General features: G+C 62.7%; 8 protein-coding genes and 1 pseudogene. 6 read left to right on the forward strand and 3 right to left on the reverse strand.

Annotation, left to right across the window (positions count from 1 at the left end; all coding sequences use genetic code 11):
- Nucleotides 1–10 precede the first annotated feature (10 nt).
- On the forward strand, nucleotides 11–1,258 hold the full coding sequence (gene codA, locus MF4836_RS29315; protein ID WP_078473289.1) for a cytosine deaminase: 1,248 nt from the start codon (nucleotides 11–13) through the stop codon (nucleotides 1,256–1,258).
- A gap of 93 nt (nucleotides 1,259–1,351) precedes the next feature.
- Here codA and MF4836_RS29320 read toward each other — a convergent pair whose 3' ends face one another.
- Nucleotides 1,352–2,347: a diaminopimelate epimerase gene (locus tag MF4836_RS29320; RefSeq protein WP_078473290.1), complete on the reverse strand. Its 996-nt coding sequence runs from the start codon at nucleotides 2,345–2,347 to the stop codon at nucleotides 1,352–1,354.
- Nucleotides 2,348–2,473: 126 nt separating this feature from the next.
- On the reverse strand, nucleotides 2,474–2,893 hold the full coding sequence (locus MF4836_RS29325; protein ID WP_078473291.1) for a RidA family protein: 420 nt from the start codon (nucleotides 2,891–2,893) through the stop codon (nucleotides 2,474–2,476).
- Nucleotides 2,894–3,045: 152 nt separating this feature from the next.
- On the opposite strand from MF4836_RS29325, the gene MF4836_RS29330 reads away from it, so the two are divergent.
- The 4 genes from MF4836_RS29330 to MF4836_RS29345 all read left to right on the forward strand — a co-directional run bounded on the left by MF4836_RS29330 (nucleotide 3,046) and on the right by MF4836_RS29345 (nucleotide 8,383).
- Nucleotides 3,046–4,035, forward strand: coding sequence for a LysR family transcriptional regulator (locus MF4836_RS29330; protein WP_078473292.1), 990 nt, complete (start codon nucleotides 3,046–3,048; stop codon nucleotides 4,033–4,035).
- Nucleotides 4,036–4,345: 310 nt separating this feature from the next.
- Nucleotides 4,346–5,497 carry an MFS transporter gene (locus tag MF4836_RS29335; protein ID WP_078473293.1) on the forward strand — a complete coding sequence of 384 codons (1,152 nt, stop codon included), beginning with the start codon at nucleotides 4,346–4,348 and terminating at the stop codon, nucleotides 5,495–5,497.
- Nucleotides 5,498–5,534: 37 nt separating this feature from the next.
- Complete coding sequence (gene pdxR, locus MF4836_RS29340) at nucleotides 5,535–7,031, forward strand: MocR-like pyridoxine biosynthesis transcription factor PdxR (RefSeq protein WP_078473294.1); 1,497 nt, start codon at nucleotides 5,535–5,537, stop codon at nucleotides 7,029–7,031.
- Nucleotides 7,032–7,180: 149 nt separating this feature from the next.
- The gene (locus tag MF4836_RS29345) at nucleotides 7,181–8,383 is read left to right on the forward strand and encodes a benzoate/H(+) symporter BenE family transporter (RefSeq protein WP_078473295.1); all 1,203 of its coding nucleotides are present in this window, start codon (nucleotides 7,181–7,183) and stop codon (nucleotides 8,381–8,383) included.
- A 40-nt stretch (nucleotides 8,384–8,423) separates the two neighbouring features.
- Here MF4836_RS29345 and MF4836_RS29350 read toward each other — a convergent pair.
- Nucleotides 8,424–10,193 (reverse strand): annotated as a pseudogene (locus MF4836_RS29350) (TonB-dependent receptor family protein); the annotation flags it as partial.
- A gap of 49 nt (nucleotides 10,194–10,242) precedes the next feature.
- Here MF4836_RS29350 and MF4836_RS29355 point away from each other — a divergent pair.
- Entirely contained in the window at nucleotides 10,243–11,916 is a 1,674-nt protein-coding gene (locus MF4836_RS29355) for a recombinase family protein (protein ID WP_161955773.1), read from the forward strand.
- The last annotated feature ends 478 nt before the right edge of the window (nucleotides 11,917–12,394 follow it).

Genomic DNA, 12,394 nt, shown 5'->3' on the forward strand with positions numbered 1-12,394 from the left:
AACTGCCCCCATGCTTATTACCAATGCCCGTCTGCGCCACCGTGAAGGCCTGCACGCACTGCACCTGGAAAACGGCCGCATCGCCCGCATCACCCCCCAAGCCGAAGCCCAGGGCCAGCCGGCCGGGCCGGATGACCTGGACGCCGGCGGCAACCTGGTGGTGCCGCCCTTTGTCGAACCGCACATTCACCTGGACGCCACCCTGACCGCCGGCGAGCCGCGCTGGAACATGAGCGGCACGCTGTTCGAAGGCATCGAATGCTGGGGCGAACGCAAGGCAACCATCACCCAGGAAGACACCAAGACCCGGGCCAAAAAAACCATCCGCACCCTGGCCGCCCACGGCATCCAGCATGTGCGGACCCACGTCGATGTCACCGACCCGGACCTCACTGCCCTTAAGGCACTGCTGGAAGTGCGTGCCGAAACCGCGCACCTGATCGACCTGCAGATCGTCGCCTTCCCCCAGGAAGGCATCGAAAGCTACCGCAACGGCCGCGAACTGATGACCGAGGCCATCGCCCTGGGCGCCGATGTGGTGGGCGGGATTCCGCATTTCGAGTACACCCGCGACCAGGGGGTGAGTTCGGTGAAGTTCCTGATGGACCTGGCCGAACGCTCCGGCTGCCTGGTGGATGTGCACTGCGACGAAACCGACGACCCGCATTCGCGCTTTCTCGAAGTGCTGGCCGAAGAAGCCCGCAGCCGTGACATGGGCTCGCGGGTCACCGCCAGCCACACCACGGCCATGGGCTCTTATGACAATGCCTATTGCGCCAAGCTGTTCCGCCTGCTCGGGCATTCCGGGATCAGCTTTGTCTCCTGCCCCACCGAGAGCATCCACCTGCAAGGGCGCTTTGACAGCTTCCCGAAACGCCGCGGCGTGACCCGGGTCAACGAGTTGCTGGAGGCCGGGATGAACGTGTGCTTTGGCCAGGACTCGATCGTCGACCCCTGGTACCCCCTGGGCAACGGCAACATCCTGCGCGTACTCGAAGCCGGCCTGCATATCTGCCACATGCTCGGTTACCGCAACCTGCAAAGCGCCCTCGACCTGGTCACCGACAACAGCGCCAAGGCCCTGGCCCTCGGCGAGCGCTACGGCCTCGAACCCGGGCGCCCGGCGAACCTGCTGATCCTCTCCGCCGACAGCGACTACGAAATGATCCGCAGCCAGGGCCTGCCGCTGTACTCGATCCGCCACGGCCAGGTGCTGATGCAACGGCAAATGGCCCAGGTGCAGTTGGTGGGTGAATAACCCTAGCCACGCGGGCCGTACGCAGTGCCGTGCAAACACCTGACACCCCACGGCGCCTGTCCCGGCCAGCGCAGCCTCGTGCCTCGGCAGCGGCTACAACGGGGCTTGCACTACTGCGGTGCCGAACAGGCTGACGCGGGTCAGTTCGCCGGCGGTTTCTTCCAGCAGCAGGGGCGCGGTGCCGCCGGGCATGATGACTTCGACGCGCCCGGCCTGGACCCAGCCAACCCGCCAGGCCGCGCTGGCCACGGCGCTGGCGCTGGTGCCGGAAGACGCGGTGGGGCCTTCGCCGCGCTCGAAGACCCGGGCCGCAATGCGCCCTTCGCCGTCGCGCGTGGCCCATTGCAGGTTGACCCCGGCCGGGCACGGCTCGCCGCTGCCGACGGGTTGGGCAAACGCGGTGCGGGTCAGGCCCTCGAACAGCGGCGACTCAAGCATCTGCCGATTGCTCGGCAAGGCGCTGGCGTCCTCCACCAGGGTCACGCAATGGGGGTTGCCGATCCGCACAAACTGGCTATGCCCCCACAACGGGTTCAACCCGACCAGCGCCGGCACCCGGCTCAGTGGCCGCCCATTGATCTGCGTGCCTTCCACCCCCTGGGCCGCCACTACCTGGGGCCCGAACTCCGGTTGCCCCAGGTCCAGCCAAAAGCCCTGGACCCCATCGACCACCGCCGGCAGCACCGCCGTCGCCACTGGCGACACCCCGCCCTGATCGTGATGCACCCGCAGCACCGTCTCGCCCGCGCCAGGCAACAGACCTTGCTGGCTCAAGGCCTGGGAAAAAATCGTCAGGCCATTGCCGCTGCGCTCGGCCAGGGTGCCGTCGGTATTGACGATCAGCACATCAAACGGCGGCGCCGCCTGAAACGGCCCCACCAGCAAACCGTCGCTGCGATGCTCCTTGGCCCCCGTCGGACGCTGGCCCGGCGCCCAACTGCACAAGGCCTCGATGGCCGCGCCCGCCCACTCCTGGCGTGCCAGGGCGGCATCGGCCGCAGTGGCGGGCAAGGCAATGCCCCATTCAGCCAGGGCGGCGGGAGCCACCACGCCGTAGATATTGCCGCGCGCATCGAAGAAACAGGCCATCACAGGGATTCCAGAAAAAACCGGGGCGCTGACATTACTGTGAATGCAGCGCCCCGGCCAAGCGCTGTCGGCAGTCGCTCACGTGCTGCCGGGCAACGCCCAGTGCTCACTGATGCACGCAGCCCTTCAGTTCGCGAGGACCGCCGTCGCCTCGATCTCGAACAACATGCCGTCCAGGGCCAGGCGCGGCACCGGGATCAAGGTGCAGGCCGGCTTCGGCGCATCGCCCCACAGCCGATGCAAGGCCGCGCCGAAGATCTCCAGGCGCTCATGGCTGTGATCGACGATCAATACCGTGAGCTTGGCCACCTGGCTGACTTCGGCACCGCCCGCGCGCAGAGCGATCTGCAGATTCTCCAGGGCCTGGTTCACCTGCTCGGCGAAGTCGCTCGAGAGCTGACTGTCGGCGTTTTCGCCACCCTGCCCGGCGATGAACAGCAAGCGCGCGCCTGCAGCGACCCGGGCCACGTGGGAATAGCCATTGGCGGTGGGGTCGTACAGGCCGGCGGGGTTGGACAGTTCGAGCAAGGGTTGTTTCGCGGACATGGGGCGCTCCAGACAAGCCATCAAGGGGCGAGCAGTTGAGCACACAACAGCGAAGAGTTGCAGCGCCACGATGGACATGCCCATGGCATTGAGTGGTTTTTCAGGGATAATCGCGCCCTTGATTGCTCGATATTCAACCAGGGAGAAACAATATGGATGTGTTGGCAGCCATGCGTACCTTTCGCCGGGTGGTGCAGCGAGGCAGCTTCAACCTCGCCGCAGTCGACCTGCAACAGTCCACCGCCGCCGTGAGCAAGCAGGTGCGACAACTGGAAGAGCGCCTGGGCAACCTGCTGATCATCCGCACCACCCGCAGCATGAGCCTGTCGGAAGCCGGCCAGGCGTACTTTGTTGAATGCTGTCACCTACTCGATGAATTCGACGCCCTGGAACGCGCCACCCAGGTCGGGGCCAACGCCCCCAGCGGCCGCCTGCGGATCAATGCGCCGCTGTCGTTCGGGCTCAAGGTGCTGTCGCCGATCCTTGCCGGTTTTATGCAGCACTACCCGCAGTTGCAGGTTGAGCTGAGCCTGGGCGACCGGGTGCAGGAGGGGGTGGGCGAAGGCTTCGATGTGTCGCTGCGCATTCGCAGCCAGTGGGCCGACTCGGCGTTGATCGCCCGGCGCCTGGGGGAAGTCGGGCAGGTGATCTGCGCCGCCCCGGCCTACCTCCAGGCCCACGGCACCCCGCAAACCGTCGACGACCTGCGCCAACACGCCTGCCTGGCCTATCGCCAGGCCGAACACCCAGGCATCTGGCCACTTGAGGGCCAGGACGGCGCCACCCGCCTGGAACTGCCGGTACGCCTGGCGGTGGACAACAGCCTGCTGCTCGCCGACATGCTGCTGGCCGGCCTGGGCATCGGCGCCCTGCCCTCGTTTGTGGCCAAGCCCCTGCTGCACAGCGGGCAGTTGCTGCAAGTGCTGCCGGAACAGGCACTGGCCCGCACCCAGATCTACGCCCTGTTTGCCAGCAACCGCCATGTGCCGCAGAAAATCCGAGTCTTTGTCGACTACCTGGCCCAGGCGCTGGGCGGGGAAACGCAGGGGGAACTTCAAGTCGCAAGCGGCAAGCTTCAAGCTCAAGACTTGCTTGCCGGTGGCGAGGGAGTCTCCTCCCACTCGGTAACGAAGCGGCCGTAAACCTCAATCCGCATTGCAACAGCCTGCCCCTGCGCCGGCTTCTGCGCTTGCAACCTTCGGCGGCCTGTCGGGTCACAACTGCCATGCCCCTTCCTGGTGCTCGCCTGCCGGATGCGGTGTCGCCGCCCTCGCGGCAGCGCGTTCGATGTGCAAGGATGTGGCGGCTTTTCGGCGTGGGCCTGTTGCGCGCACGCTTTTTTCTGTTAACCCGCATCACAGGTGTATCGGCAATGGGTCGTGAATTCGGCGCATCGGCTAACCCGGCAGCAACGGCATCAGGTGCTGCCCCGGGTCACCGCCAAGGACTTTTATGACAGCCAGCAACCCCCATACCCAGGCCGCTCCCGGCCGCCTCGAACAGATGTCGACGCGCATCGCCTTTTTTATCGCCGGTTTCGGCATCGCCGCCTGGGCGCCGCTGGTGCCTTACGCCAAGGCCCGCGCTGGACTGGATGAGGGAACGCTGGGCCTGTTGCTGCTGTGCCTGGGGGTGGGCTCGATCATTTCGATGCCAATCGCCGGCGCCCTGGCCTCGCGCTTCGGCTGCCGCCGAGTCATGGCCGGCGGCACGCTGTTGATCTGCCTGGCCCTGCCGCTGCTGGCCACGGTGACCTCGATCCCGCTGCTGGTGGGGGCGTTGTTTATGTTTGGCGCCGGCCTGGGCTGCGTCGATTCCACGGTCAACCTGCAAGCGGTGATCGTCGAGCGGGCCAGCGGCAAGACCATGATGTCGGGCTTCCACGGCCTGTTCAGCCTCGGCGGGATCGTCGGCGCCGCCGGGGTCAGCGCCTTGCTCGGCCTGGGCCTGGCGCCGCTGGGCGCCACCCTGGTGGTGGTGCTGTTGATGCTGGTCGCACTGTTCAAGGCCGCGCCGCACATGCTGCCCTACGGCAGCCAGAGCAGCGGCCCGGCCTTTGCCATCCCCCATGGCGTGGTGCTGTTTATCGGTTGCCTGTGCTTTATCGTGTTTCTCGCCGAGGGCGCGGTGCTGGACTGGAGCGCGGTGTTCCTCACCGCCGAGCGCAACCTCGACGCCGCCTATGCCGGCCTCGGTTATGCCGCCTTCGCCCTGACCATGACGGTCGGCCGCCTGACCGGCGACGCTATCGTGCACAAGCTGGGGGCCAGGCGGGTGATTGTGTTCGGCGGCCTGACCGCCGCGGCCGGCCTGCTGCTGGCCACCCTGGCCCCGGCCTGGGAAGCGGCGCTGGTGGGCTATGCCCTGGTCGGCGCCGGTTGCTCGAACATCGTGCCGGTGCTGTACACCGCCGTGGGCAAACAAACCGTCATGCCCGAAAGCATCGCGGTCCCGGCCATCACCACCCTGGGTTATGCCGGGATTCTCGCCGGCCCGGCCGTGATCGGTTTTATCGCCCACGGCAGCAGCCTCAGCATTGCCTTCGCCCTGATCGCGGTGATGCTGCTGGGGGTGGCGGCCAGCGGCAAAGTGCTGAAAGTGTGAACACCCCAACCGCTTGCCCTGCGGCGTGGCGCTGACCATGAAGCTCAACTTCGAGCTCGACACCCTGAAGATGCGCATCGCCGACCCGGCGTTGCACACCCTGGAGTTGCGCGTGCGGGTACAGCGCGCCTTGCGCCAGCTGATCCTGGACGGGGTGCTGCCTCCCGGCTGCCGCCTGCCCGCCACCCGCAGCCTGTCCAGCTCACTGAACCTGTCCCGCGATACTGTGGAAATGGCCTACGTCCAATTGCAACTGGACGGCTACATCTGCCGGCGTCCGGGGTCGGGCAGTTACGTTTCGAGCAAGATCGGCCCCGACCTGCATGGCCAGCCACCGAAAAAACGCCGCGCCGGCGCGCCTCGATCGACCCCGGCGGCGGTGGCCCCGGCACTCAGCCAGCGCGGGGCACAGATCCTCGCCAGCGGCGGCGTGACCGACCAGCAGAGGGTCCAGGCCTTTGTCACCGGGCTGCCGGAAACCCGCAGCTTCCCGATGGCGCTCTGGGAGCGCCTGCAACGCCAGGCCCAGAAGGATTGTCGGCACAGCGGCATGCTGCATGGCGACCCCCAGGGCGCCGAGCCCCTGCGCCAGGCCATCGCCGGCTACCTGAACCTGGAACGCGGGGCGCGGGTCAGTGCCGACCAGGTGCTGGTGCTGAGCAGCACCCGCCAGGCCCTGTATCTCTGCGCCCAGGTGCTGGTGGATGCCGGGCAACCGATCCTGATGGAAGACCCGGGCTATTTCGGCGCGCGCAAGGCCTTCGAGATGGCCCAGCTCAAGGTGGTGCCGATTGCAGTGGATCGCCACGGCCTGAACACCGAGCAGTTGCAGGCTGATCGCAGCGGCGCCAACACCCTGTATGTGACGCCTTCGCACCAATACCCCACGGGCGTCACCCTGGCCCTGGAACGGCGCCTGGAACTCACCGCCTGGGCCGCCGAGCGCCAGGGCTGGATCATCGAAGACGACTACGACAGCCAGTTCCACTACGAAGGCCTGCCCACGGCCTGCGTCCAGGGCCTGGACCGCCACCAGCGCACCCTGTACGTGGGCACTTTCAGCAAGTCGCTGTACCCCGGCCTGCGCATGGGGTTCGTGGTATTGCCCCGGGAGCTGGTGGCGCCCATGACCTACGCCCGCAGCATCCTCGATGGCCACACGCCGCAGATCGCCCAGTTGACGCTGGCCCGGTTTATCGACGGCGGCCATTTCGGCGCCCATGTGCGGGCCATGCGCAAGATCTACGCCGTGCGCCGCGAGGCCATGGCCGCAGCCGTTGGCCGGCATCTGGCGGGTATCGTCCAGGCCCAGTTGCCCCCCGGCGGCCTGCAGATGCCCTGCCTGCTGGCCGAAGGCTGGAACGAGGCCGAGACCCTCACCCTGGCCGCCCGCGCCGGCCTCCAACTGCCCGGGCTGAGCCGCCTGTATGCCCGTCCGCCGGCCAATGGCGGCTGGCTGCTGGGGTTTTCCGCACTGACGCCCCACGAGATCGACAGCGCCATGCAGCGCCTGGCCAAGGCCCTGCAACGCTAGGGCCTAGCCCCGGCAAAGTGGTCTGCTGCACTTGGCGAAACCGGACTGATTGAAACCACCATTGCCCACCTAAGCTAGCGCTCTTCAACGCCAGGGCCGCAGCCGCCTGCTCACGCAAGCCCGCGGCCCCCTCAGCCAGGAACGAGCCCATGCCCCACACCGCCCTACGCCCCAGCGACTTGCTGGCCCCCATCCTTGCCGCGCTGATTTCCGTCATCGTCAATTACGGCGGAACCTTTGTCCTGGTGTTCCAGGCCGCGCAATTGGGCCACCTGAGCCCGGCCCAGACCGCGTCCTGGGTCTGGTCGGTGAGCATCGGCGTCGGCCTTACCGGCGCCTGGCTGAGCTACCGCTACCGCGAGCCGATCATCACCGCCTGGTCGACCCCGGGGGTGGCCTTCCTGGCGACGATCATGCCCTTTACCCCCTACGGCGAAGTCATCGGCGCCTACGTGATCAGCGCCATCGGCTTTATTCTGCTGGGCCTGTCGGGGGCCTTCGAGCGCCTGGTACGGCTGATCCCCGGGGGCATCGCCGCCGGGCTGCTGGCGGGGATTCTGCTGCAATTCGGGATCAATGCCTTTGGCGGCGCGAGCGCCGACCCGTTGCTGGTGATTGTGCTGGTCGTGGCCTACGCGCTGTTGCGGCGCTTCACCTCACGTTTTGCGGTGGTCGGGATCCTGGCGATCGGCATGGCCCTGTTGCTGCTTCAGGAGCGCGTCGACCTGCACAGCGTCCACCTGAGCCTGGCAGCGCCGGTGTTTGAACGGCCGCAGTTCTCCATGGGCGCATTCCTCGGGGTGGCCCTGCCGCTGTTCGTCATCACCCTGACCGGCCAGTACATGCCCGGCATGCTGGTGCTGCGCAACGATGGCTTCAAGACCAGCGCCAACCCGATCCTCGGCATCACCGGCCTGGGGTCGCTGCTGATGGCGCCTTTCGGGGCCCATGCCTTCAACGTCGCCGCCATCACCGCTGCCATCTGCACCGGCCCGGACGCCCACCCGCAACCCGCCAAGCGTTACATCGCCGGCCTGGCCTGCGGCCTGCTCTATGTGCTGGTGGGGGTGTTCGGAGTGACCCTGGCGAGCCTGTTCATGATCCTGCCACGCACTTTTGTCACGACCCTGGCCGGCCTGGCATTGCTCGGCGCCATCGGTGGCAGCCTGGCCAACGCCATGGCCGAGGTGCGGACCCGGGAAACCGCGCTGATCACTTTCCTGGCCACCGCGGCCAATGTGACCTTGCTCGGTGTCGGCGGCGCCTTCTGGGGGTTGGTGGCCGGCCTGGTGGCGCACCTGCTGATGCACGGTGGGCGCCAGGCAGCGACGCCCGGCACTGCCACCCGCTGACAGAAAAGCCCGGCACCCACCCGGGTACCGGGCACGAGCATCAGAAGCCGACGCTGGCCTGGACGAAGAAGGTCCGTGGGGCGCCGACATAGAGCCCGGAGTTGTTGTCGCTGGAGCGGGTGTAGTACTGGCGGTCGAAGATGTTTTTCACCCCGGCGCCAAGCTTGAGGTTCGACAGCTGCGAACCGAAGTCATAGCCGCCCCGCAGGTTCCAGGTCACGTAGCCGGGGATATCACCGTACCGCCCGTCCGCCGTGCCTTCGGTGATGTAGTTGCTGTTGAAGCTGCCATTGGTGTTGACCATGCTCCCCGGCGAACGCTGCCTGGACTGGGCGAACGCATCGACGTTATAGGTCCAGCGGTTGATGTCGTAGCGCAGGCCCAGGGTCGCCACCTGGCGCGAATAGAACGGCAGGTCGCGGTCCTTGAAGGCGTCGCTGCCGCCCTGGTACGTGGCCCGGGTGTAGGTGAAGCCGGCATTCGCGGTCAGGCCGTCCAGCCGTGGGTCGAGCGTCCCCAGCTCGTAATGCACCGAGGCTTCGAGGCCTTGGTGCTTGGTGGCCCCGAGGTTGGTCCAGCCCACGTCGTTGCTGATGTATTGCAGCTCGTCGGAGAAGTCGATGTAGAACGCCGTCAGCTCCCCGCCCCACACGTCATCGTTGTAGCGCGTACCGATTTCGTAGGTCTTGGCCTTCTCCGGGTTCAGGCCGTTGGCGGTCTGGTCGCCGACGCCGCCCTGGCCCAGCTGGAAATACTGCAGGCTGCCGAACGAGGTCTCGTAGTTGGCGAACAGCTTCCAGGCATCGGACAGGTGATACATCACGCTCAGGGCCGGCAGCGGCTCGTTGCTGTTGATCTCGCGGCGCTTCTCCGGCACTCGCGTGCCCGTGGTGCCCTGGTCGCCCAGGACCGGGCGGTCGTGCCATTCGGTACGGATGCTCTCGAAGCGAATGCCCGGGGTGACGGTCCAGTTGCCGACATCGATCTTGTCGTCGAGGTAGAACGCATTGGCCTCGGTGCCGCCGGTGCGGTCCTGGTACACATGGCCGTCAGCCTTGGCGGTGGCCACCGGCTGGTTGTTGATCAGCTCCAGGGCACTGGCCTGCTCATGCATGCCTTCCTTGAGGTAGCGATAACCGACGCTGGCTTCCTGGGTGGTCGGCCCCAGGTCGAACACATGGGACAGCCGTGGCTCGACGCCGAAGGTGTAGTAGGTGCGCGGGTAGGACACCAGGGTCTTCTGGTCGCGCGCGGCGATGTTGCTGCCACGGAAACTGTCGGAGTAGTAGGTCAGCACTTCGAACTGGGTGCGGTCGTCGATCTGGCGCAGGTACTTGAACGACACATCCTTGCGCCGGCCGCTGAAGGTGTCCCAGTCGCGGTCGGACTGGTAGGGATCGGCGTCGTACTGCTTCTGGGTCAGGCCCCCGGGCATGTCGGCGGTGGCGTCGTAGTAGTGGAAATTCAGCGAGAAATCGTCCTGATCGGTCGGCGCCCAGTGGGTCTTGAGGATCACATCGTCGATGTCGTTATCGTTATTGCTGCGCCGGTAGCCATTGCCGTTGACCCCGGAATACAGCAGCGCCACCCCCATGCCGTTGTCGGCGGTGCCGCCCAGGAAGGCGCTGTCGATGTGCTTCCAGCCACCACTGCGAGAGGTTTCCAGGGTGGTGCCGATTTCTCCGGTGGCGTGCTCGGGAATGGCGCGGGTCACGAAGTTGATCACCCCGCCGACGTTCTGCGGCCCATAGCGCACGGAACCGGCGCCCCGCACCACGTCGATGCTGTCGAGGTTGCCGGTCGACCACGGTAAGCTATTTTCTAATAAAATGAACCAGAACTTACTCGGAGCCGATTCAATGCCCAAGGCATACGCATACGTCAGATGGTCAACCGCCTCGCAGGGCGAGGAAGGCCGAGACAGCCACGACCGTCAGACCACCCCACTCCAAGCATTTACAGAAGCCACAGGCGTGCCCGTGGTCGAAACCGTCATCGACAAGGGGATCAGTGCATTCCGTGGTGCAAACGCCCGGATCGGCCAGTTAAAAGGGTTATTGGACAGGATAGAGAGTGGAGAAATTGAGCATGGCGACTACATCATTGTCGAATCAATCGACCGACTAACCCGACAGAAGCTCACCGATTCCGTTGACCTTATCCAGTCAATTCTCAAAAAAGGCGTGCGACTACACACCGTTTTCGACAACAAGACATATTCCTACGACGATCCAAGCCGAGACCTCGAAACCTTGATCCTTGTAGGTGTAATCGCCAAGCGGGCACACGAAGAAAGCGAGACCAAGAGCAAACGCCTGAAATCCGTGTGGGTAAAGAAGCGAGATACAGCCGAAACCAGCGTTATAGGTAAACGATGCCCCTACGGTTTTCGCTTTGATGAGCAAAGCCAATCTTTTGTCATTGTTGAAGATGAAGCCCAAGAAATTCGGCATCTTTTCGACCTGCTTAAACACGTTGGAGCTTTGGAAAGCATTAAACGAGTAAATAAATACTCGAAACGTCGTTGGACCAGAACTTCAGTACGGGAACTTATTAACAGCAGAAGCCCCATTGGCGTCCTACGCTTGCAACGTCGCAACGAGAACGGCACCAAAGCCTTTGATCGTTATATCCCCGACTATTTTCCGAAAATCATTGACGAAATCGAGTTTGACACCGCCGTATCCGCGATGAAAAACCGATTAAACGGGCGAAAATTCGGACGCAGAACACCCCACCATTACAATATTTTCCGGCATTGCATTCAATGCGAAGAGCATAAATGCGGCATGATTTTCAATCTCCAAATATTAGGAACAGAGAAAAAACGTTATGCCTATCTTGTTTGTTCCAACAGAGCCGAGCGAGTATGCGAATGTAACAATCGAATTAGATTTGAGCTTGTTTTCGGCACATTCCTCGCTTTCGTGAAACAGTTGTCGGAAAATCGCTACATAGACGAAAGGACAGACAAGAAGCGAAAAGACTTCACTTGGTTCAGCCAAGACCAATACAAGCAAATGGACACCGTAAACGACGCATTCAGCCGTTTCTTTTCCGTTCGTGATACTTCGGCACCAAAAGAAGAAATACGAGCCAAGAAAGCCAAGCTAACAACCGAAAAAACCACATTGGATATGTTAGAGGCTTCGCTAGCTCAGTTTGACGGAATAATTCCAAATACATTTATCAGGCGTGTGGCCGATAGCGAAGCACGGATCACAGCGTTAGAAAGCGAGATCCAAAAACTTGAAGGCACATTAGCAATCGAAGCGGAAACGCTCGAAATCACTACCTACGAAGACATAATAGCCCTTTACGAAACAGAAGAAGGCCGATTGAAGCTCAATACATTTTTCATCACACGAGGGATCACCTTCGACATTAAAATTGACAAAGAAACAAATCTCGTCGGCATGGACATTCGTATAAAAGGTGAAAAAGACTTCAACCTTTATACCCATCAATTCTTCAAACAAAAAGCTCCACTAACACCATTTGGAATACCAGACCTTTCCCACATCATAAAATAAACGCAAGCCCCTCTAATAAACCGAAAATTGGAGGGGTTACACATTAAAAAACCAAGGCGTTACACGTTAAAAACCCGAACAAAAACAAAAGGCACTATGCTCTTAACCACCAGAATAGCTTTTGACCTTTTCTAAACCACCATATTTTTACAAATCGTCTCGCGTAATGCACGCCCCTGCACACGCCTCATGTGTACGCACGCACCCGCACACCTCTTCAGTTATCAATATACAGAAACCATATAGATTAGATAACTATAATAAAGATTACTATACCGCACGCACGTACCCAACCAACACCACCATACAAAACCACCTACATCATCATGCTTGATATAAATTCTTTATGTGGTTAAATATATGTATATAGTGCAATTTTTAAAAGAAGCCCTTTAAAGCATACCTGCTATGTTAACCATCCCACTTTTGCTACGCAAAAGATGTGACGGTTAACGCAGGTGCCTTGTCGGCAGGACAG

It is taken from the genome of Pseudomonas sp. MF4836 (assembly GCF_002018875.1).
Lineage (GTDB): Bacteria > Pseudomonadota > Gammaproteobacteria > Pseudomonadales > Pseudomonadaceae > Aquipseudomonas.

Coding starts and splice junctions, on each gene's coding strand:
- codA (WP_078473289.1), top strand. CDS start 11: ATGCTTATTACCAATGCCCGTCTGCGCCACCGTGAAGGCCTGCACGCA.
- MF4836_RS29320 (WP_078473290.1), bottom strand. CDS start 2,347: ATGGCCTGTTTCTTCGATGCGCGCGGCAATATCTACGGCGTGGTGGCT.
- MF4836_RS29335 (WP_078473293.1), top strand. CDS start 4,346: ATGACAGCCAGCAACCCCCATACCCAGGCCGCTCCCGGCCGCCTCGAA.
- pdxR (WP_078473294.1), top strand. CDS start 5,535: ATGAAGCTCAACTTCGAGCTCGACACCCTGAAGATGCGCATCGCCGAC.
- MF4836_RS29330 (WP_078473292.1), top strand. CDS start 3,046: ATGGATGTGTTGGCAGCCATGCGTACCTTTCGCCGGGTGGTGCAGCGA.
- MF4836_RS29355 (WP_161955773.1), top strand. CDS start 10,243: ATGCCCAAGGCATACGCATACGTCAGATGGTCAACCGCCTCGCAGGGC.
- MF4836_RS29345 (WP_078473295.1), top strand. CDS start 7,181: ATGCCCCACACCGCCCTACGCCCCAGCGACTTGCTGGCCCCCATCCTT.
- MF4836_RS29325 (WP_078473291.1), bottom strand. CDS start 2,893: ATGTCCGCGAAACAACCCTTGCTCGAACTGTCCAACCCCGCCGGCCTG.